The 21,621-nt window shown below is 55.8% G+C and carries 14 protein-coding genes; 3 read left to right on the top strand and 11 right to left on the bottom strand.

Features of this window, described 5'->3' with window-relative positions; genetic code table 11:
- Positions 1-44: 44 nt before the first annotated feature.
- A complete protein-coding gene (locus HG15A2_RS19750) occupies positions 45-965 on the top strand; it encodes a sugar phosphate isomerase/epimerase family protein (RefSeq protein WP_145062559.1) in 921 nt (306 codons plus the stop codon).
- Between the two features lie 115 nt (positions 966-1,080).
- Here the strand turns inward: HG15A2_RS19750 and HG15A2_RS19745 are convergent, their stop codons facing one another.
- The 5 genes from HG15A2_RS19745 to HG15A2_RS19725 all read right to left on the bottom strand — a co-directional run bounded on the left by HG15A2_RS19745 (position 1,081) and on the right by HG15A2_RS19725 (position 8,064).
- Entirely contained in the window at positions 1,081-2,460 is a 1,380-nt protein-coding gene (locus tag HG15A2_RS19745) for a hypothetical protein (protein WP_145062557.1), read from the bottom strand.
- A 60-nt stretch (positions 2,461-2,520) separates the two neighbouring features.
- Positions 2,521-3,864 carry a PEP-CTERM sorting domain-containing protein gene (locus HG15A2_RS19740; RefSeq protein WP_145062555.1) on the bottom strand — a complete coding sequence of 448 codons (1,344 nt, stop codon included), beginning with the start codon at positions 3,862-3,864 and terminating at the stop codon, positions 2,521-2,523.
- 1 nt (position 3,865) lies between these two features.
- Positions 3,866-5,419 carry a M14-type cytosolic carboxypeptidase gene (locus HG15A2_RS19735; RefSeq protein WP_218932115.1) on the bottom strand — a complete coding sequence of 518 codons (1,554 nt, stop codon included), beginning with the start codon at positions 5,417-5,419 and terminating at the stop codon, positions 3,866-3,868.
- A 13-nt stretch (positions 5,420-5,432) separates the two neighbouring features.
- The gene (locus HG15A2_RS19730; RefSeq protein WP_145062551.1) at positions 5,433-7,145 is read right to left on the bottom strand and encodes a gamma-glutamyltransferase family protein; all 1,713 of its coding nucleotides are present in this window, start codon (positions 7,143-7,145) and stop codon (positions 5,433-5,435) included.
- A gap of 100 nt (positions 7,146-7,245) precedes the next feature.
- Positions 7,246-8,064, bottom strand: a complete 819-nt coding sequence (locus HG15A2_RS19725; protein WP_145062549.1) for a PEP-CTERM sorting domain-containing protein — start codon at positions 8,062-8,064, stop codon at positions 7,246-7,248.
- A gap of 504 nt (positions 8,065-8,568) precedes the next feature.
- On the opposite strand from HG15A2_RS19725, the gene HG15A2_RS19720 reads away from it, so the two are divergent.
- Positions 8,569-9,702, top strand: coding sequence for a DUF1559 domain-containing protein (locus HG15A2_RS19720; RefSeq protein WP_145062546.1), 1,134 nt, complete (start codon positions 8,569-8,571; stop codon positions 9,700-9,702).
- Positions 9,703-9,723: 21 nt separating this feature from the next.
- The gene (locus HG15A2_RS19715; RefSeq protein WP_145062544.1) at positions 9,724-10,170 is read left to right on the top strand and encodes a hypothetical protein; all 447 of its coding nucleotides are present in this window, start codon (positions 9,724-9,726) and stop codon (positions 10,168-10,170) included.
- 147 nt (positions 10,171-10,317) lie between these two features.
- Here the strand turns inward: HG15A2_RS19715 and HG15A2_RS19710 are convergent, their stop codons facing one another.
- The 6 genes from HG15A2_RS19710 to HG15A2_RS19685 all read right to left on the bottom strand — a co-directional run bounded on the left by HG15A2_RS19710 (position 10,318) and on the right by HG15A2_RS19685 (position 21,544).
- Complete coding sequence (locus HG15A2_RS19710) at positions 10,318-11,415, bottom strand: ABC transporter ATP-binding protein (protein WP_145062542.1); 1,098 nt, start codon at positions 11,413-11,415, stop codon at positions 10,318-10,320.
- Positions 11,416-11,472: 57 nt separating this feature from the next.
- Entirely contained in the window at positions 11,473-12,306 is an 834-nt protein-coding gene (locus HG15A2_RS19705; RefSeq protein WP_145062540.1) for a sugar ABC transporter permease, read from the bottom strand.
- Positions 12,299-14,602 carry an extracellular solute-binding protein gene (locus HG15A2_RS19700; RefSeq protein WP_145062539.1) on the bottom strand — a complete coding sequence of 768 codons (2,304 nt, stop codon included), beginning with the start codon at positions 14,600-14,602 and terminating at the stop codon, positions 12,299-12,301. The genes HG15A2_RS19705 and HG15A2_RS19700 overlap by 8 nt, the downstream gene beginning before the upstream one ends.
- A gap of 19 nt (positions 14,603-14,621) precedes the next feature.
- Positions 14,622-16,622 (bottom strand): glycoside hydrolase family 13 protein, encoded by a 2,001-nt coding sequence (locus tag HG15A2_RS19695; RefSeq protein WP_218932114.1) that lies wholly within the window; start codon positions 16,620-16,622, stop codon positions 14,622-14,624.
- Between the two features lie 97 nt (positions 16,623-16,719).
- Positions 16,720-18,216 carry a PEP-CTERM sorting domain-containing protein gene (locus tag HG15A2_RS19690; RefSeq protein ID WP_145062537.1) on the bottom strand — a complete coding sequence of 499 codons (1,497 nt, stop codon included), beginning with the start codon at positions 18,214-18,216 and terminating at the stop codon, positions 16,720-16,722.
- Between the two features lie 55 nt (positions 18,217-18,271).
- Entirely contained in the window at positions 18,272-21,544 is a 3,273-nt protein-coding gene (locus tag HG15A2_RS19685) for a PEP-CTERM sorting domain-containing protein (RefSeq protein WP_218932113.1), read from the bottom strand.
- Positions 21,545-21,621: the final 77 nt, after the last annotated feature.

Genomic DNA, 21,621 nt, shown 5'->3' with positions numbered 1-21,621 from the left:
GGGCGGTTACACTTTATCCTTTTCCATCTACGGAGAGCCATTACATGTCACTGAATTTTGATCGTCGAAAGTTCATGCTGGGCTGCGCTGCCGCAACAGCGGCCACTGGTGGAGTTGGTTCTCCAGGGAAGCATGCTTCGGCGATCGAGCCCATCGCGAGGAATGGATCGCACAAGTTCAAGTTGAGCTTGGCTGCCTACAGCTATCGCGACTTGCTCACCGGCGATCCTGCAGAGCTCACGCTGGCGGACTTCGTGGACGATTGTGCGAAGATGAATTTGGATGCGACCGAGCTCACATCGTACTACTTCCCCGCTGATACAACCGACGCCGATCTTCGCAAGCTCAAGCAGCAATGTTTTCACTTGGGCCTGAGCGTTTCGGGCACAGCAGTGGGGAACGACTTTGGGTTTCCTCCCGGTGCGGAACGAGATCGGCAAATTGCCGACGTTAAGCGATGGATCGACCGCGCGGAGGTGCTCGGCGCGCCGGTGATTCGCATCTTCGCCGGCAAACCGAAGCAGGGTCAGTCGCAGCAGCAAACGCACGACTTGATGGTCGAAGGAATCGAAGCGTGCTGCCAGTACGCGGGCGAGCATGGCATTCACCTAGCGTTGGAAAATCACGGCGGTCCGACGAGCACGGCAGAAGGCGTGTTGTCGTTTGTGCGAGATGTCCGCAGCCCGTGGTTTGGCGTGAATCTCGACAGTGGGAACTTTTACTACGACGACCCTTACACCGACTTGGCGAAGATTGCCCCCTACGCACTGAACGTGCAGGTGAAAGTGGTGACTTCTAACAACGAAGAGCGAACCAACAAGCAGCCGACGGACTACGATCGACTCGCTCGCATCTTAAAGGACTCCAATTACCGCGGATATATCGTCCTGGAGTACGAAGAAGCGGGCGACCCGCGCACAGAGTGCCCCAAGCACCTCGCCGAGATCCGCAAGGCATTCGCCTAGTTTGCCTTGTAGTTGGTCTCTATGGTAGCCCTGTCAGACGGCCCGCTGTCAAGAGTCAGCAGTCTATCGCAGGTTCGACGAACTTGGTGCAGCAGGACTGGGTCGCCTGGTTGAATCACGCGACTTCCCGCCGGCGGACTCCTAACGTAGTGACGGCCAGCATCACCGCGAGCAAACTCAAGGCTGTCGGCTCTGGCACGGCACTTGAGGAAGCTTGGGCACTGGAGCCAGCGCCGTACTCGGCTTGGAAATTCGGGATCAGCGACGGGTTGTCGCGCTGAATCTGCAAAAAGTCAGCTCCATCGACTTTGAGGTCCCCATTGATGTCGGCTGCAAGGCCACCCGTGACGAAGTCGATATCACCGGTGAACACAGCTCCATTGATTGCGCTACGGTACTCGAACGTGAGCGAGTCGGTATCTCCACCAACTTTGAACGCACTGCCCAAAGTCTCGGAGCGATTGTTGCCGAAGACCGAACTGCTTTGCAGAAACGACTCAGAGAGTACCCCGTCGTCGGAGCCGCCCGCTTCGTCCCAGGTCTCGCCAATGCCGTTGCCGACTGTTGAATCGGGGTCGATGCCGTCGATGGCGTCGACGCTACGATCGCTGAGGCTGCTCCAGCCGTTGAAGTTAAGGTCGTCAGTCGTGCTTTCGATCCGATACCAATCGATGTCGAACGGGGTTGTGCCGTCATTGAGAATCTCCATCATGCCGGTTGTAGTATTCACTTGCAGCGTGAGGTTGTCGGTCTCTATACCAACCGGATCAACGTCGGTGATATAGAAACGATCGACGTCAAAAAACTCACCGGAACCGGCAAAGTTGTCGCCGATCGAGAAGCGAATGGAATTGCCATCACGTGCGGGATCGACATTGCCGCTGCCAATCGAAGTAAACCCAGAACCGTCGTCGATAAGAATCTGGTAGGTGTTCGCAGTCTTATCCAGCTTGAGCACCGAAGTAAAAGGTTGAGCTTGATTGAACGATAACGAAGTGGCACTTATATTCGATCCGACTCCCAATGCTTGCCCGTTAATCTCGATGCCGCCGGTTGTGCTGTTTCGTTCAATTTCCATTTGCGCAGTGATGGTGCTGCCGGTGAGGTCGTCGTTAGTGAGAAACCCAAAGCGAATTTCTTCAAAATCTCCTGAAACGCCCGAAGGGTCGGGGGTGAAGTTCCACCCGTCCATCTCGGCAACCATCCAGACCGTGCCACTAGTGATGTTGTCGATCTGCAAGTAACTCGAGTTCAATCCCGGATCGTCATTCTGGATGCGAAATACGCCATTGAGTACCGACGAATTATTGAGTTGTGTCGACGGTTCCCAGTTGTTCCCGTTATTCGCACTATTGGCCGCATCGCCGAGAGTCGTGCCGTTGGAGTCGTTGAATTGGAAGTCCTCCAGTACGCCTGCATGTGACGTGCAAATGAACACCAATGATAGGCCGATGGCTCCCCACGGGATGATTCTATTTGTAAGTTTGCGTAGCATGAGTTGAATCCTTATCGAGATTGGAAGTCACTTGAGGTTGCGGTCTGGTTGATCAATTGGCTAAGCCGTACGCCGTCGATTGGTTGTGAGCAAGATGCTGGCTCCGAAGGCGACCAGGAGAAACGAACTCGGCTCAGGCACGCTAGCCAGCATCGCCTGAAAAGCGCCGACTCCGTTGGCCTCGTCGAACGCGGCTTTGAAGATGTCGAAATCGACTACGCTATTAACGCCGTCGCCATCGAGGTCGCCAGCCTGGTAAGCTTCGGCCACGGTCAGTGCTGAAAGATCAGTTTCAGCGCCGGCAATGAAAATGTTCCAATCGGCAGCGGTGATGCCATTCATGAAGTCGAGATCGCCGACGTCAAACCGCTGGCCGCCGTTGCCGACGAAGTTGACGTTGGCACTACGCGTGACGCCACTGGCGACGAGCTCGTAGAGTAAATCTTCGGTATTATTCTTGATCCAAGGTCCGGAACCGGTGCTGAGGGTCACTTCCGCTCCGATTGCCAAGGAGCTTGGCGGCGCGTTGATGCTGCCAGAATTCACAGCCCCGACATCGGAACTCAGCGTCCCGGACGTAATTCCACTGAGCGTCGCACCTGTCGTGTTGATCAGCTTGGTCACGCCCGTGTCGCGATTTACTTCTAGCGTTAACAAATCGCTGAACGGATTCGTGTCGGTCAATGCGACGCGATCGATGTTGAGAAACTCGCTGAAATCGCTAAAAAAATTGTTGTTCACGACAAGGCGAACAGAGTTGGCGTCGCGACCAGGAGCCACACTGCCGATGCCAAGGGACTGTGAGGGATTCGAGCCATCTTTGTAGAACACTTCGTAAGTCCTGGAGACCGGGTTGTACTCCAAAGCCATCGTAAAGGGATTTGATTGCGCAGTGGCAAGGGTTGCCCGGTTGCCAATATCGACCGACCCATTCCCCGAGGCGACGCCCCGCAACTCGATGGTCTCGTTGTCGGTGTTGCGATCGATCCGCACTTCGCCGATAACCGTATTGCCGCTATTGCCAGTGTCTTCGTCGATGAAAGCGAACCTTACTTCCTCGCCTTGGCCAACAACACTGTCGAAGAATTCCCAGCCTGACATTGTGGCAACGATATATCGACTGCTGCCGGTTGCGGCGTTGATGTTGTCGATTTGCAGGTAGCTGCTTGCCAAGTCGTCCAGATCTTTGCCGACAAAGAATGCACCACTTTGGACGCTTGAACCAGAAATATCGGCAGACCACATGTTACTAGCATTCACGGAGTTCGCCGCTGCGCTGAGCTGGGTGCCGCCAGAGTCGCTGAACTCGAATGCCTCAAGGTCGACACCTTGGGCGACCGAAACTGTGGCTGTCATGAGCAGGGCGACTAAACACGAGGCTTGCCAAGAGTTAATTCTAGACATTCTAAATCCTCCGATGGGTTGGGTATGAATCAAATTGTTTTCTGCTGGACCGCGGCCTGGCCGCAAGCGCGAGTAGCAGCAGTGCCATTGTAGTCGGTTCAGGGACGGGAACTAGAAGTGCTGCGAAGCTCGCGATACCGTACTCAGCAATGTAAGCATTCTTGAAAATACTAAGATCCTCAATGCTATTGACGCCGTCGCCGTCGAGATCGCCAGCGGCGTAGGCTTCGACCGCCGTGAGTCCAGAGAGATCGGTTTCTGCACCGGCAATGAACTGCAGCCAATCCTGGCTGTCGAGTACGCGATCGAAATTCACGTCGGCAGCAACTCGAAAGGTCTGCTCAAGCGACCGGCCAAAGTTGGCACCCAAATCGTGAAAGCGGTCGATGTTCTCCCCGGCGATGAATTGTGTTTCAAACGTCATTGTGAATTCGGCGTTGAGCTCGTCGCGACCGAATTTTTGCCCTGTGAGCGAAACCAAACTTGCACTTTGCGTGTTGACGCTTGGTTCGAGCTGCAGCAACGTCTGCCAGAAGGGGTCGGCTTGGAAATCGGGGTGAACGTATCCGTAGTGCCCATCTTTGCCATTGACGGTCGAATGAAAATCGATGAAGTAATCCACATCGCCGCCGGTGTCGGCCAGTAGTGCATCGCCCACGACCTTCACGTCGCTCATACCGCCGTAGGAGGGGGAATCCCAGAAACGGTTCGGATCATGGTTAGGGCGCTGGACCGTACTGCGATTGTACCCGGCATGGCGGCCATCGGGGTTGACCATCGGATAGACGTAAATCTCAGCCAGACTCCGTAGCCGGCCCGCTTCGAGATCGTCGCTCAACAGGAAGTCGACAAGACCTTCAAGCGTGTAGTTGGCCACTGTTTCGTTCGCATGCACGCCACCCATCACGGCGATCTTCTGCTTAGGTCCCGTGGCTGAGGAGTCGGTGATCTTGTAGCCGTACATGTCGCGGGACGCGATCGGCCGACCCAGATCGTCGATCCCGCCGGGTGACTGGCCGATCACTAGCGATGCATTGCCGCTAACGGTCGGCGAAACCCAGGGACTTGTGGCAGCTTGTGCCGTGTGTGCGACTGAGCGTCCATTGGAATATGGTAGGCCGTACGCCACATAAACTTCATTCTGGCTAAACGGCGCGTTGTTCGAAAACGTGAAAGTCCCCGCCCCGGAACTACGGGCATTATTGTCGAAAAACTGCCACGTTTGTTGGTCGTAGCTATAGACCATTTCGTGGTTGTTAAGACTGCTACCCCCCGTGGCAAAGTCGTCGTCAATTTGGAATGTGGGTTGCAGGCCGTTTACATTGTCGGCGGAAAAATAGAGCCACTTCCAGTCGCCTGAATTAAAGTTATCGCGGCCAGCTAGTGATACCAGGCTCCCGCTCACAGACGAGTTCGCTTCGTCCAAGCTACCGTGATCAAAATCCCCATCGAGGGTAATCTGACCTAGCGCATTGCCGGTACCTAGCAGCATACCTAGCCAGATTCCAAGAATTGCGGCCAGTAATACCTTCGACGTTAGCAGTTTGAATGACATGAAAATCCTAGGTTCAGTCTCCTGCGGCAAAATTGGTGCGACGGGGATCGGCAACGCCGACAATGGTTCCACTCTCTTGGTATTGGGCTGCTCCTCCGCCACCGAAGTAGTGGCCATCTCGCGGGCGCGGTTCGAGCTGCCAGCCGTGATCCTTCACCTGTGCTACCCATTCCGAGGGTGCATCTACTTCGTAATCGATGACGTTCTCAGGAGCGTTTTTTCGGAGCGGTCTGCGCAGATGAAAACGTGACGCAGCGAAGGCATCCTCCAGCGGAGATTGCTGGTCGATCACCCTCCAGAGTAATTGAAGTGTAGTAGTAGGAATCCGCTGCCCCCCAGGGATTCCCAAAGCTAACCATGGCTTGTCCTGCTTGGTCACGATGATCGGGGCGATGGTGCTGCGTGCCCGCTTCTTGGCGGCAACGTGATTTACCGACTTTTGGCTTTGGGTGGCGAAGTTACTCATGCTGTCGTTCAGTAGGAAACCCGTCTCAGGCGCAACGACACTTGCACCGAAATGCAGGCTCAGCGACTGCGTGAGGCTCACCATATTGCCAGCCCGGTCAACGACCAGCAGGTGTGAAGTGCTTGCCGCGGGTAGACCCTCCAGAGTTGTCTCTCTCTCCTCAGTCCGCTTGGGGTCTTGCAGTGGATTGCGCGGATCAAGTTCGCTAGCCGCACGAGCGAATTGCTTAGCCGATGTTTCACTAAGCATCGTACGGCAAGATTGCGCAGCCGTAGGCACATCGGCCACGTGGTCGCGAATTGGTGGATACAAGCATTGCAGCGATCGGCAAGCCTGATCAGTGAATTGAACAAATGCTCCATCACTGGAATTATTCCCGGGTAGCTTGGAGTGCATGTGTTCCAAGCACTCAAGCGCTGCAAGCACAGTGACTCCGCCGGTGAGCGGAGGAGGGCACGAGTAAATGCGATGTCCCCGATATTCGATCTCCAGTGGTTCGCCCACCTCTGCACGGTAGTCCTCAAAGTCCTCTTTTACGAGATAGCCGCCACTGGCACGCGAGGCGGCCACGACCCTCTCAGCAATGGGGCCGTTGTAAAACGCTTTCCCGCCGCCTGCTCCGATGTCTCGCAAGGTATTTGCCAAGTCGGCATTTCGCATGAGCGTACCCACCGGCGGAGCCTGCCCGTCGACGAGGTAGAGTTGCGAGGCTTCTTCATCTTTTCTCAGACTCCCCACTTTCGGGAGGAACATGTCATGCATGGTGGCATCAATCTCGACGCCACGGTCAGCCAATACAGCTGCCGGTTCTACTAAGTCGTTCCACGGTTGCGAGCCCCAACGGCTGTGAGCTTCATGGAGTCCGGCGATCAAGCCAGGTACGCCGACGGCCTTGTAGCCATATTTGCGTTTCGAGTCCGAAAGCTTTGTGAACTCCCCGGCATCCAGTGCCGCAGGCGAAGCGCACAGCGCCACGATGGAATGCACTTTGCCAGTCTGTGCGTCGCGATAGAGCATGACCAGTTTGCCGCCGAGCCCTGAACCGTAAGGCTCGGCAACGCCGAGCGCCAACGAAGTAGCAACGGCCGCATCAACGACATTACCGCCCTGGCGCAGCACTTCCAGCCCCACGACGGTCGCTGCGGGATGGCCGCTGACGACGGCGTACTTCTGAGCTTCGATGCGTTGCTGCGCCAATCCGTCAACGCAAGGCGTTGTTAGGCACAGAAACAGTATCGCTGTGGTCGTGCGAGAACGCATAACTACTTTCACGAATAACAAGGCCAAGGCTCCGCACGAAACGTGCGGAGCCTTGGTGGAAAGCCAATGATGAATGTCGATGTCTTGCCAGCAGAAGTGCCTACTGACGACGGCGACCTGCTGACAAACCAATCAGCCCAAGTGCGAACAGGGCAAAGCTGGCTGGTTCGGGGATGCTCGGAATCTGACCAGGGAACGGGTTCGTGTCGGTTAAATAGACGCGGTCAATTAACACACGATCGTTGAGGAAGTCATTGTTAAAGACGGCACGTAGCGAAGCGACGCCGCGGGTTGGATCGAGTGAACCGCCACCCAATGTATTGAAGGTAGCACCGTTGTCGTCGGAATAGTGGAGAGACAAGTCATCGGAATCCAAATTAATTGCAAGGACTGCGATGAAGTTGCTCGTTTGTGCGGCATTGAGCGTCGCTGAGCCAGTATCAACTGATCCCGTGCCGACGGCATTTCCAAAGAGTGTCACCGAGAGATCGTCTTCGCGCTGAATCTCGAACTCGGCAGTAACGAACGTTGAGCGAGGGTCGAACTGAATAAGCGAGAGACGTATCTCTTCGTTCTCCGCAGGGTCGAGTGAATTCGCGTCAAAGTCCCAAGTCAACTCCATCACGCCGTACAGGGTGCCTGAGGCAAAATCTGGATCAAGATCTACATAAGTAGAGCCAAACTCGGGATTTGTTTTTGTGGACAAGTCAAGCTGGCCTGAGCCATTAGTTACTACGCCGGCTAAATCAGAGTCGACATCAAACTGATGTCCCGTGCCGGCGTCGTTCGCTGCATTCTCAATTTCGGTACCTGAAACATCACTGAATTGAAAGTCTTCAATGATGCCCGCCGACGCAAGCGGCAGTTGGCATAGAGCAATCACCGCCAAAAAAACCGAACAAATTCCGAAACTTCTCATTAGACTTCCCTCCTAATAGACCGTGGTGTTGAGAGTGTGAACTCCCCCGAATCGACCGGATCGATCCCGCCGACCATGACTCTTTCTTCCTTCTTTGTATCAATGGTTATGATACCGACCCGCAAGCGTGACTGCCAACTAAAATGAGCCCCACCTGCAGATTATTTGGGAGAATTCCACGCGAACCGGCCGAGTTGTGGGTGGGGGCTCGCTCTAACAAACCGCGTTTTTCCACCAGTTGTTGTGAGTAGTCACATTTGCGGCAGGCCGGTCTCAGGACACCTGCAGGCTAGTCACGCCCAGAAGCTGACCTAACAGCTTGACCTTCCGGCGAACCCTCCTGAGGCCTGGGATGCAGCAGATTAAAATGGTGCAGGAGCAGCGATTGTGCTACTATCGCAATTGGAACAGAGCAGCGGAATGCAGCCCGTGGAGAAGAAACTCTCCTAGCGGGTACTTTGCCGTACGTCCGAGCACTTTCATTTCTTCTGGGGAGACATCCTGATGTCCCGAAGCTTTAAGCGCGCCCTGCAGATTAAACAAGCGCAACGCGGTTTTACGCTGGTCGAACTGTTGGTCGTAATCGCTATCATCGGCGTGCTCGTCGGACTATTGCTCCCCGCGGTGCAAGCTGCGCGCGAAGCGGCTCGTCGTACGCAGTGTGTGAATAATTTGCACAACCTTGGACTGGCAGTGCAGAACTATGCGACGAGTCAGGGATCGTTGCCACCGGCAGAGGTGCGTGAACAAGCGGGTAACGATTCAAAGACTCTCCTAAGCTGGGTCACTTTGCTAATGCCCTACCTTGAAGAAGCGAATGTGTTTGCGAGCACCGATTGGAGAATTCGCCTGGAAGAGCGAGACAGGAACGACGACACGGCACATCACATCGTACTGAATTCGTTTAGTTGCCCTTCGGAGGCAAATCAGCCGGCAGATATTGGCATCGTAAACGGATTCTATGGAGCCCGTGGAAACTACGTTGCGAACGCAGGGCGCGGATTCTATTACGCTCACGACATCACCCCGCAGCAAGCAATCCAGGGGTGGGAAGATCGACTCGCTGGCGATCCGAATGCCGATCCGTTGAAGGTCACGCCGTCGCATGCCGATGGAGTTCCGCACATGACGGGACTGGGGACATTCGTCGTCGCAGACTTGCCACCCACGAGAGGCGACGCCGACGATCCAATCAAGGGGACGATCAAGGGTCGCACATTTGGACAATTCGGCGACGGCACTAGCAATACTGCCGCGATCTCTGAATTGCGGCTGGTGCCCGGGCAAGACACCCGCGGCGCGATGCACTTCGGTCCGGCTGCGCTTTACATGCACGACTGGCCGCCGAATTTGCCGCCCGGGACTGGGCATCCGTATCGACCTTCCCTCAAGCTTGCCGATTACACGCGCTGGTGCGAGGCTGAAAACGCCGAACTGATTGCACCGTGCCAACCGACCTCCGCTGGCACGTATGCCGGCGTCTGGCAACAACATTCACGCAGCTACCACACCGGCGGTGTCAACGTCGCCATGGCTGATGCCTCGACGAGGTTCATTAACGACTCGATCGATCAAGTCGTCTGGTGGGCTTTGGCGACCCCTGAAGGCGGCGAAATCGTCGACGCGGGACAGCTGTAGTTTCCAAATATGCCTAATTCAATGTCGCTACGTACGCTGCTGTTTTGTGCCCTCGGGTGTGTCGCACCACTTGGCGGGTGCGCCGACGAGAATGCGGTGGGACGCTTTGCAGTCAGCGGCACCGTAGCGTACGACGGCCAACAAATCACAAACGGCACGATCGACCTGATTCCCGCCAACGGATTTGACGGCAAGTCTGCGGGTGCCAAGATTATCGACGGCCGGTACGAGATTCCCCAATTAGAAGGCCCTGAGCAAGGACCCTATCTCGTGATGATCGTTGCCAACCGCCCCAGCGGCAAGAGAGTTCCGGCTGACGAAGGCAGTAGCGAATTAGTCGACGTGCCTGAACAATACATTCCCTCCATCTACAACGACCGTACAACTCTCAAGGCCGAGATCTCTGGCGACCGCGACGATCTCAATTTCGACCTGGAGAAGCCAAAACAGACCAGGCGGCGGCGCTAAGCGATTGAGAAACGACCATCCGCTCCATCGCAGTTGGTACGATTGAGGCGAGACGTTGATGCTGAATAACGCTGCCTGAATCGGGGACTCCGTTGGCGCATTGCGACTGAGTATATTGCCAGGCAGCGTTCCTCAACGAGGCAGATTTCAAACCTGCGCTGTCTCATTTTCGCGGGCAAAGCGGCAACCTTCTTCGTCATCAGCAAATAAGTGCCAACCCGCAGGGCGAAGTCGCGGCACGATGCGGCTGCCTGGGTTGACTTCGCTGGTGGCGGGAAGACGAATCGAATGTCGCTCGCCCAGGAGCGTGAAGTAGCCAATCGACTCGTGCCCCATTTGTTCCACGACTTCTAACTCAACTTCAGGCAGGCTGGGCCCATCGCTATTCAAGACGAGGTCCTCCGCGCGGAAACCTAGCCACACGTTCCCCTCGTGCGACAAGGCTTCGTTGGAAACGTTGGCAAGTTGGATCGACATGCCCTCGCTCTGAAACATACTGTCTTTGAGAGTCCCTCGCAGGAAGTTCATAGGCGGACTGCCGATGAAACCCGCGACGAAACGGTTTGCCGGGCGGCGATAGAGCTCCAGTGGAGCGGCAGCTTGTTGAATGCGTCCGTGGTTCATGATGACGATGCGCTCGCCGAGAGTCATCGCTTCCACTTGGTCGTGCGTTACGTACACCATGGTGGTCTTTAAACGATGGTGCAATGATGCAATCTCGGCACGCATTTGCACGCGCAGTTTGGCATCGAGATTGGAGAGCGGCTCGTCAAACAGGAATACCTTCGGTTGCCGCACGATTGCCCGCCCGAGTGCCACACGCTGCCGTTGCCCGCCGGAGAGCTCGCGCGGTCGGCGATCCAACAGCGACTCAATTCCCAAAGTACTCGCCACTTCGGCGGTGCGCTCGGCGATCTCCTGCTTTGGCGTGCGGCGCATTTTTAGGCCGAAGGCCAAGTTCTCGCGAACCGACATGTGCGGGTAGAGCGCGTAGTTTTGGAAGACCATGGCGATGTCGCGATCACCCGGCTCGATGGCGTTCACTACGCGATCTTCAATGGCGATCTCACCGGAGGAAATCTCCTCCAGCCCGGCGAGCATGCGCAGCGTGGTGCTTTTTCCGCACCCTGAGGGCCCGACCAGCACAAGGAACTCTCCCTCTTTCACTTCTAAATTCAAATCATGAACGGCGTGAAATCCATCGGGATAGACCTTGTTCACATTGCGAAAGCTGACAGTTGCCACGACAGTTATACTTATTCTGAAAGGAGAACTCTTGAAAGGGAAACGAAAGCGAAGGGACTACTCTTTGACAGCTCCGACAGTCATGCCGGATACCAGGTATTTGCTAAGCACAATAAAAACGATGACCACCGGCACGCTAACCAAAATGGCGGCCGCTGCGTAGAGCCCCCACTGGGTAGACATACTGGCTTGAAAACTCTTCACACCCAACGGGAGAGTGAACATGTCGCGATCTTGCAAGACCTGGGCGGCAACGATGTACTCGCTCCAGGCGGTCATAAAGCTGAACAAGGCCGTGATCACCAAGCCGGGCGCCGCCAGTGGCAAGATGACCCGGCGAAAGGCGACCATTCGCGAGCAACCGTCCACTCGGGCCGCCTCTTCCAGCGAAGGCGAGATCGTGTCGTAAAACCCTTTCATTTGCCACACGCAGAAGGGCAGGGCAGTGGAGACATAAAACACAAGCAAGCCCAGGAAAGTATTCATCAGGTTCAGCTTGGCCACCAGAATGTACAAAGGCAGCAGGAGCATTGTGGCGGGAAACATCTGCGTCGTGAGGATCGAGAGCATTAGGGCTTGCCGCCCCACGAAACGAAATCGACTAAGCGCGTATCCTCCCATTGCAGCGAGCGCCACGCCGGTGACGGTTACCGCGAAGGAAACCAACAGCGAGTTTGCTAGCCAACGCAGGAATGGTTGCTCCGTGAACAACGCGATGTAGGAATCGAACGTCCAGTTGTCCGGGATGATCGAAAGATCGGTCGTTTTGAGTTGATCGCCGGGGCGCAGGGAGATCGATAGCACATTGAGCGCCGGGTAGACGCTGATCGCCACGAACAACAAGAGCACGGCATGCCGCAAGAACGTGATGCGTTTGGGTTCGCTAACCATATACGTTCTCCGTGGCTTTTGCTCGATGCAGGAAGACCAGGCAGAAGGCGAGCAGGATGACGAAGACAATCATGGAGAGCGCCGCACCGTAGCCATAGCGGTACAGATTGAAAACTTCCTTGTATACGTAGGACACGAGGATGTGTGTCTTGTTAGAAGGAGCGCCACCATTGGACACGAGCCAGACGACGTTTAAGTTGTTGAATGTCCAAATAGCGCCGAGCGTGGCCGCCGGAGCGAGGACCGGCTTGAGCAACGGGAGCGTAATATGACGGAATTGTTGCCAACGCGATGCGCGATCGATTCGCGCGGCTTCGTACATGTCTTGTGGGATTCCTTGTAGTCCGCCCAAGGCAATGACCATCATGAAAGGAAACCCGAGCCATACATTTGCGATAATGCAGGCGATGAACGCGTTGGTTGCTTCGCCAAGCCAGTTGACCGGCGGTATGCCGAACAACTGATTGCCCAGCAAGTTCACCGCTCCATACTCCAAATGAAACATGCTGCGCCAAGTGAGTGCCGTAATGTAAGCCGGCACTGCCCAAGGGAGAATCAACAACACGCGGTAAATCGCCTTGCCTCGAATCGGTCCGTTCAGTGCTACAGCCAGCAGTATGCCAATGCCAACATGGAACACGACATTTACAATCGTCCAGATGATGGTCTTCAGCAGAACCGCGTAGAACTGGCCGTCGCCAAGCACGTCGATGTAGTTTTGTGAACCAGCGAATCCCCAATCTTGAAAATGTGTGAGCGACATGTTCGAGAAGGAGAGCAGCAGATTGTAGAAAAAGGGAAACACAACGGTCAGGAAGATCAGCACAATGGCCGGGCCAACAAGCAAGTAGGCCAACGGTTGGCGGCGCATGTCGGGCAGCAAAGTTGCCAGTCCGCGACGTTGCCAGAACAACAATCCCAGCGTGGTCGCACTTGCCAGAGCTGCCCACAACCAACTTCCGCCGATCTCCTGGTCGTCGCGCTGCAGCAAGGAGATGGCCTGCTCGGCATTAGCTTGCATGGCGGCGGCGGCGTCTTTCGCGGAGATTGCTCCTCCCAGCACAGCTTGGTAGGGTGGCCGCATGGCATCCCACACGGCACGCATCTCTGAGCCGGAAGGCATTAGGTGCCCTTGTTCAAACTGTTCTCGCGATGCTTTGAGCGTGGGATCTTGCGTGAGCAGGGGATCGTCGTACAGCGCAGTGCGAGAGGGCAGAATACGAAGCGAGTGCAGGGCACGTCGCTGCGAAGATTCGCTTGTGAGGTAGGTGATTAGTTGCATCGCAGCATCGCGCTGGGCAGGCGTCGCATTCTTATTTAGCGAGTATCCCTTGGGGGAGATCATCGGTCCCATGGGCTGTCCCGTTTCCGTGACGATTGGCAGTGGAGCGATGGCAGCATCGATACGCTCCAAAGCAAGGTAGTCCCCCCAACTCCAATCGCCATTGATGATCATAGCGGCATTGCCCGATTTGAAGAGCGAGTCGGCCGTCTCATAGTCGCAGCCGCGAGGAACGATTCCGTGGACACGTTGGAGATCGTCGATCAACTGCAGAGCCGCCACCATCTGCGGAGTATCCAGATCCGGCTCGGTGTTCTCCTCATTGGCAAACAGCCAGCCACCCGAGCCTGTGATGAACGGTACAGCAAAATAGGGCTCTTCGTAGTTCCAAACCAATCCGTAGCGCTCGTTGCGTCCGTTGCCGTCCTCGTCGAGCGTGTTGCGGCGGCCGATCTCAATCAGTTCTTCGACAGTCTGCGGAGGAGTCTCTACAAACTTGCGATTGTAGACTAGTGCCAAATGATTGCCAAAGCGATCCGACACCTGCACGAGATCCCTATTTTGAGAATCATCGCGTTGAGGACCGTCTTTGGCAGGAAGGTAGGTGAGCCCGCCCGGTTTGAATTTCGCACGCGCGTTCTCATCCAACCAAGGAGTCATATCAGCGATGATTCCCATTGTGTGATATGCGCCCAGCACATCACTCGGCCCATAAACAATCGCTGGGCCCACGCCCGCGAGAGCGGCAGCTTGAAAGCTGCTGCGGAGTTCTTCTGTGTCTTTGAACACGAGCCGAACATCGATCTCGGGATGCTGCTTTTCGTATTCGGTTACGAGTTCATTGAGAAACAGGCGTTCGTTGACGACCATTTGGTGCCAAAGCTGGATCACGTGACGGTCATCCTGCTTGCTGCAGCCTGAGAGCGTGATTAAGAGACCGATTATGGCAAGAAGACGCCAGGCCGGCTTTCGGCGATACAGGTTGGCGGGAAGTTCGCGAGTGGCGTCGAGCATATTGAGGGGGAGTAACGCCTTAGCGATAGAGGACCACGCCTTCGTGGGCCGGCAGGGTGAATTCTTTCTGCGGGGACTCGTCCCCTTCAAAGCCAGTCGTCAGTTTTACCTCCCACTTCGACTCACTCACCTCGGGCAATGTAACTGTAAATGCTTCTGCACCGCGATTGATCGCTATGATCACTTGGCGATCACCCAGCTTCCGCTGAAACACATAGACTTGCGCATCGTCGTCGGTTAGCACTTTCGCTATCGAGCCGCGGCGTAACACGGGAAGCTCGCTGCGAAGCGAAATCGCCTGCTGGTAGAAGTCGAATAGCCCTTGAGCGAAGCTCACGGGATCGGGAGTGCGCTGGCGATTGAGTGGATCATGCGACTGGTCCTCGAACGTCATGTCTTGCCAAACCATCGGCATACGATCACACGGATCGTCGGCACCCCACATACCGGCTTCGTCGCCGTAATAGATCATCGGAGCGCCAACGTAGGTCATCTGCATGAGCACGACGAGCCGCTGAATCTTTCGCTCCTCGGCATTGGGTGCCTGGACATTGCACTCTTTCCAGTAACGTGGCGAGACACGTTCGCTGACATCGTAGTCAAATTTGTGAGGCTGCAAGTAAGGTTGTGCTTTTTCATAGTCAGGGCGATTCACAATCATCGACGCCAGGCGGTTGGTGTCGTGCGAGTCGATCAAGTTTTGCAGCACAAACGACGTCGCTGGCGGGAAGTCTTGGCGGCGGAGCGTTAGCTCGCGGGCGAAATCATGAGCCGAGAGTTGCCCGTCGATCAAAAATCCCTTCACTGGGAATGCAAAGGCATGGTAATTCATCGTAGCGGAAAACCCGCCTTCTGCTAGGAACTGAGCCGCGTCCTCCCAATGCTCGGCGACGGTATAAGCCGCTCCGTTGAGCTGCCTCACATGTGCGTTCCAATCCTTCCAGAAGGCAATGGGTACTTCGTTCGCCACATCCAATCGCCAGCCATCGATGCCGTCACTCGGGTCGCCATCGCCGTTGGGATCCATCCAGCGGCTGGTAATGTCCATGACATACTGCTTCGGGCCCGGGTGAAGATCGGCACCCTGATGAATGTCGGTGAACTCGGGCAGCGTGTGTACGCCCCACCAACCTTTGTACTTGAACTCATCGCCTGGCGTCTCGGGATCGTCGAAAGTCGAGACGATATACCACTCTTTGTAGGGCGATTTCTTTTGGTTCTTCATCAGATCCGCAAAAGCGAAAAAGTCGCGCCCTGTATGATTGAACACGCCGTCAATGATGATCCGCATTTCGCGCTGGTGCAGATCGGCAATAAGCTTGAGAAACAACTTGTCTGCCGCCGTCCATTGCCACGTCTCGGGAGCGCTTGTTTCTTTAGCCATTAGAGCGAAATCGCCCGCCGGATCGGGGCCAAAGTAGGGATCGATGTGGTGCATCGAAGCGCCGTCGTACTTGTGCAACGAGCGAGCGTAAAATACAGGATTTAGATACAGCGTGTTCACGCCGAGCGATTGCAGGTAGTCCAGCCCATCGAGAATGCCCTGCAAGTCTCCGCCGTAGCGTCGATTGAAAACACCGTGCTCATAGAAATTGTCACCGTCGGCTTGTTCCCAATCAGCTCGCGCGTACCAGTCGCCCGTCCAAGGTGTGATGGCCCAGTTCTCTGCGACGGTATCAGGAAACTCTAGCGACTCGCGCGTGGGATCGTTGGAGCTATCGCCATTGCGGAAGCGTTCCGGGAACACCTGATAGAACACCGCATCCACGGCCCACTCCGGGACGGTCGCATTTCCCTTCACCTCTGGCCAAGCGGGCGAAGGGATAGCCGCCTCATCGCGATTCGCGGCTGCGACTTCACTCGTCTTTACTGACTCAAGCTCCGCAGAGGCTTGCTCGGTGCGTGGCCCTTGATTAGGGCTGCAACCGACCGGCAGTACCAGTACTAAGCTTGCAGCCAGCGTTAGCGCTGAGGGGATGCGAGTTAGCCGTCCCTGAGCAAAGTCAATATTTCCAGCCACAACCACCGCCCCAAGAGCTAACTTGATAGAGAAAGAGGGGCCGCGTCTGCCCTCGCATTTGAGCAAATGAACGCAGCCCCTCGCATGAAAACGACCTTTAACGTTTGCGGCGAATTAACCCACTGCAACCGGCCAGCAAGCACAGAACCAAGCTGCTTGGTTCTGGAACTGCTGAGGCGATTGGCACTGCTTGGCTCACGGTGACGAACTGGTCGCCAGCGATCGCGCTGAGATCTACTCCGAGCAGATCGCCAATGGACCCACCCACGCCATCACCGCCGAGATTCCCTCTGAGGATACCGTCTCCGGCGAATTGGTTAGATGCGTAGTTGTGATCGCCGCTATTGACAAATGCTGCGATACGAATGTCGCCAGTGGGATTGCCAATTTCAGAAAGAGGAATGGAGAACTCGATGCCGGTGACTACGTTTCCTGGGTCTCCTGCGGTAGGAGTCTCATAAGGAGGAGGATCGCCAGGTTCGCCCGTGTTACCAGAGTCGCCATTCACCCCTGCCGTGTTACTGTTGTTGATCGCCATTTCCAGATCAACAATATTTTCCATATCGCGATGGTTGAAGGCATTTGTAGGATCGCTGGCGGCAACTGGCAGCACGAACTCTAGCTCGCGTGTGATTAGATTCGTGCCTTCGTCGTCGGTTCCTTCCCCGCCGGTGGGCGAGAGTGCGTAGTTCTTATCGATCAACTGGCCTTGTGCCAAATTGGGCAGTGTCGGACCTAAAAGAGCGTTGGAGTTGTCAGCGCTAGGGTTCTGCGGAGCGAAGTAGTAGGAATCGAAGCTCGAAGTCGCCACATCGAAGCCATAGGTAGCTTGAAAAACATCCAGGTCAGCCGCGTCGACAGTTCCTTCGCCAGTGGCATCACCAGCAGCACGCGTGAGCTCAGTGCCGCCGTTGTTCTGTTGCCAAGTGAGAAACTCACCGCCATCCACATTGCCATCGGTATCGAAGTCACCCGTCGTGCCGCGCAGGACTTGGGGCAGCCCGTTCTGGGCGAGTTGCATTCCTAAGGCCCCACGACGACCGTTGACACCTCCATTGAGGTCGGAATAGTGCGAGGTGAGAGCATAGAATTTCAACTCATTCTCACCGGGGCGGACCGTTTCGAAGCCGTTAGCAAATGTGAGGTAATGGTCTGCTTTGAAAGCGGTGTCAAAATGCAATCCTTCAATGTTTTGCAAGGCGTTTGTCGAAGAATTTTCGCCACCACAGCAAAAGTGATCGACGTCGGTAGGAAGCGTCGAGCCATCGATCGTGTTTTGACCTGAACCAGCATTGACATCGAGAAAAACATCCAGCTTGTTGAAATTCGCTTCCAAGTTGCCAGTAATCGAAACGTAAAGCCGGCCATTGCTAACGGTTGCGAATACCTGGTTGATCTCCGATCCACCGCCTGGGTTCAGCGGATCACCCGAGTCGGCGTTGCCAAACTCGGTATTGGTGTTTTGTGTTGATAGCGCGGGGCCGTAATTAGCATCGGCCGTGCCATCCACGATGATTTGTGCCTCGGCGGTGAGCGTTAAGCTCAGGCACAACAGCCCTGCGAGAACACTCACTGATTTTAGTTTGCGTGTCATTTTTGTCCCTCTCAAATAAACAAGAACTGAGTGAATTGGTTACTAGGTTGGTTGGTTACTGCATAAATTGGTTGTGGCGAACTGACTTCTTGCGACTGCTACAAACGACTAGCAAGCCGAGGCTGACGAGCACGAGTGACGACGGTTCGGGTATCGCTGAGGATGCGGCTATCGCAGATCCGAATCCTGCGGCGATGAAGCCGTACTCAGCTTGCCAAATGCCGAGGTCGGTTGCATCGACGACGCCGTCGAGGTTGGCATCTCCCTGGTCGAAACGATTGCCGCCGATTCCCAGTTGCCAAGCGAGAAAGTCTCCGCCGTCAACATCACGATCCAAATCAAAATCCCCGCGGCTGGTGCCGACCAAATCGTCGACAAGCGTCGCCACATCGTCGATGTCAACGCTGCCATCAGCATTCAAGTCGTCGATCCAAGCGGTGCCGCCAAAGCCAGCATGGAGCTCAGCCACGTCGTTGCCATCGGTGGTACCCGAGTTGTTCACATCGCCGCGGCGGACCAGCACGCCATCGAAAGCTTGCTGGGTGAGAAAGCCGGCCCCTCCCTCGATCAGCTCGTCGCCGAGGAGGAACAAATCAAGATTCGTGACGCGACCATCGCCATCGACATCCGCTGCTGGGTTGAACTGGGTGTCTTGCGAATAGAGCACCGCCTCAAACGAGCCATTTGTCGTGCCCGACAGATCGCTGTTCTCATAAACGCCGTCGGCGTCCAGATCACCGAAGCCAGCGCCAATTCCCGCATCGACGAACAGTCCCACATGGCGCTGAATCCCAACATTTCCGGTCGCCTCGTAGGTAACCACCGTTGCCACATGGTTGCCGAATGGTACGTTCTCAAAGCCAGAGACCCACGCGTCGCGATCGTATTGCCCAGCTTGCCCGTTGTTCGACGAGCCTTGTGCGAGTGCCAGGATTTGTGCGTCCGACAAAGCGGCTGCTTTATCCAGGAAGATATGCATATTGTTGGCCGTACCATCTGGGTTCCGCACGATCAGGTCGCGATCCTCCACCGCTGCGGGGTTACTCTCATACGGCTGGAAACTTACGACCGCACTATCGGCGGGCAACCGATCGATATAGATGGTTTTCTTGAAGTCGGTGAACACAGCTGGACCGTCGTCGCGGTGACGGAAAGCACGGGTGGTTACATAGTGCCGCCCCTCAGCCAGTTGCGTCGCATCAATTGTCTGAGTGTAGGTTCCACTGCCCGAGCCTGAGTTCCCACCGCTGCCATCGTCGATATAACCGGGGATGCGCGTATCCGTGAAAAATTCAAATCCGTACACCACGGATCCGGGAGTCGTGTGGTCGATTCCTGAGTTGCCGTTGAGGTCTTGGCCTTCGTCAAACTTGAAAAGTGCGTTGTCGCCGTCGGCATCAAAGTCTCGATAGGGAGTTGCTTCCCCGGGGGGCGCGGGCAAGGTCACGGCGGTTGTGTTGAGTTGCAATTCGAACGTGTCTGAGGTGATGACATCGATATCCGCCAGTCGTGCGGTTCCGTTGGTTGCCACCGTGGGGGTCGCCCCCTGCATCGTGGACGAGACGTTGCTTAACGAAAGCGACCCCTGGGGAGTCGCCAGCCCGTAGATCACGTAGCCGCGTCCGTGCGAACCGTTGCTGGGAATGCTCATGTCGATAACGCCAATGCCACCCCCGTTGTCGTTCACACGAAGGGTATCGGGAATCGCTCCCCCCGGATCGACTGTCGAGTCGGCGGCATTACCGGTGAGCTCAACCAGCACCGTGCCGGGCGCAAAATCAGTCTGCACACCGTTCCGCGTTTCTACAAAGTCGTCGTTGCGACTGTTCAACCCGACGATCGCAGAGTTGGAACGCTCGTAGATGTAAACATTGGAAAAACCATCGGGATTGAACCCGTCGTCGAGCCAGCGTTCGCGGAAATCTCCGCGGCCATGCGTGTTGCGAATTTCAACCAGCTTGGTGATCGTCTCGCCGAAAACGCCGCCCAGCGCATCGACCTTACCAGTATTTGGGAAATCTCGTCCACTGCCAAATTCTTTCGCATTGGTATAAACCAGCGCGTTGCCCGGTCGCATGAGGGTGTAGGCGTAAGCGACATTCTTGAGGAAGGGGAAACCGCCTCCCAGATTGTCGTGACTGTCGACAAATGACACGCCCTGGCTGCCGTTGTGCAGCCCGTCGTCGTTGAGGTCCTGGCTTGCGTTACGAATGTTGTGCCAGTTGTTTCCCAAACCATTGCTGGTGAGATTGCTACGCATAGCAAAAAAGAGGGGGAAATCGAGCACATCGCGATTGCCGCGCACTTCGAAGTTGTCGGCCGGGATGGCTGAGGGGTTGGGCAAATTGGAGTTGATGTAATTCTGCAGCGTGCCCGTGTTGCCATCCAGTACTTCACCAAAAGAGAACACGGGCTTGTAGCTCCCATCGTGCTGCAACCGGTCGTTCACCTTGTAGACAGCCTGATCCAGCAGCGTGAGCGTGTTGGTTGGCATATGCTTGACCGCATCTAAGCGGAAACCATCGAGGCCCACTTCTTGAATCATCCATTGTGCATGGCGCATCAAGAGTTGCTCGGCCGTCTCGACAACCGCATCGCCGGCTAGTGGGTTAACCCGGTTGAAGTCGTAACGCGTGACAAGGAATTCGCCTGGACCGGGGTCGACGTCGAATTGTGTGCCACCGAGGTCTTGGTCCGGATAGAAACGGGCGTTATTCGCGTCGGGCAAGTTGGCAATGCGACCGAAAGCGGCAGCCGTACCAGCAGGAATATTATTAGGATCGCCCACGGCGACGGGATTGCGAATGAACTGGTGATTCTTCTCTTGAGCAATATCCACGAGTCCGGCCAAACGACCATTCAGATCGCCCGTTTCAAAGGAGCTGTGAAAATCGCCATCAATATCTCCAGGTAGTGTGATTGCCAGGCCCGGGTATCCGCCCGCTTCCGCAAAAGTCACATCGTCGGACGGATCGTTTGGGGTGCCATAGTTATCGAAGTTGGAGAGGTCGCTGAAGCCGGCATGATTGAGAATCAAGTCGGCATAGACATCGACACTCGCGTCGTGGGCATCTTCAATCATGCGTTGGAGCGACACCTTCGAACCATAGGCAGTTGGGCGACGGCCCGTGCCCAGGTCGAAGCGGTCGTAGACGTCGTAGCCCACCGATTGGTCACCTGAATCGGCACGACTGGTCGGAGGTATCCAGAGGCGACCGTAGCCGATGTCAAAAATATCGGCCATGCGGTTCTCAACGGTCTCCCAACGAGCTTCAAAAATTTGCAGCATCGCAGGAGCCGAAGCATCTTGTGCGGATGCAGGCTGCATTCCGCTCGTTGCAGCTACCCAAGCCGCGCAGGACAGCGCCAAAGCCCAGCAGGCAATGCGCGGTCTGTTTCGTGCTG

Origin of the sequence: Adhaeretor mobilis (genome assembly GCF_007741515.1) — a bacterium.
Taxonomy (GTDB): domain Bacteria; phylum Planctomycetota; class Planctomycetia; order Pirellulales; family Lacipirellulaceae; genus Adhaeretor; species Adhaeretor mobilis.
The sequence above is the reverse complement of the archived record's forward strand: the minus strand, read 5'-3'. Positions and strand labels throughout refer to the sequence as shown.

Bases quoted from the DNA above. Each gene is read 5' to 3' on its own strand.
- HG15A2_RS19705 (WP_145062540.1), bottom strand. From the start codon at position 12,306: ATGGTTAGCGAACCCAAACGCATCACGTTCTTGCGGCATGCCGTGCTC.
- HG15A2_RS19685 (WP_218932113.1), bottom strand. From the start codon at position 21,544: ATGCAGCCTGCATCCGCACAAGATGCTTCGGCTCCTGCGATGCTGCAA.
- HG15A2_RS19735 (WP_218932115.1), bottom strand. From the start codon at position 5,419: ATGTCATTCAAACTGCTAACGTCGAAGGTATTACTGGCCGCAATTCTT.
- HG15A2_RS19730 (WP_145062551.1), bottom strand. From the start codon at position 7,145: ATGCGTTCTCGCACGACCACAGCGATACTGTTTCTGTGCCTAACAACG.
- HG15A2_RS19700 (WP_145062539.1), bottom strand. From the start codon at position 14,602: ATGCTCGACGCCACTCGCGAACTTCCCGCCAACCTGTATCGCCGAAAG.
- HG15A2_RS19750 (WP_145062559.1), top strand. From the start codon at position 45: ATGTCACTGAATTTTGATCGTCGAAAGTTCATGCTGGGCTGCGCTGCC.
- HG15A2_RS19745 (WP_145062557.1), bottom strand. From the start codon at position 2,460: ATGCTACGCAAACTTACAAATAGAATCATCCCGTGGGGAGCCATCGGC.
- HG15A2_RS19720 (WP_145062546.1), top strand. From the start codon at position 8,569: ATGTCCCGAAGCTTTAAGCGCGCCCTGCAGATTAAACAAGCGCAACGC.
- HG15A2_RS19690 (WP_145062537.1), bottom strand. From the start codon at position 18,216: ATGACACGCAAACTAAAATCAGTGAGTGTTCTCGCAGGGCTGTTGTGC.
- HG15A2_RS19740 (WP_145062555.1), bottom strand. From the start codon at position 3,864: ATGTCTAGAATTAACTCTTGGCAAGCCTCGTGTTTAGTCGCCCTGCTC.
- HG15A2_RS19725 (WP_145062549.1), bottom strand. From the start codon at position 8,064: ATGAGAAGTTTCGGAATTTGTTCGGTTTTTTTGGCGGTGATTGCTCTA.
- HG15A2_RS19715 (WP_145062544.1), top strand. From the start codon at position 9,724: ATGTCGCTACGTACGCTGCTGTTTTGTGCCCTCGGGTGTGTCGCACCA.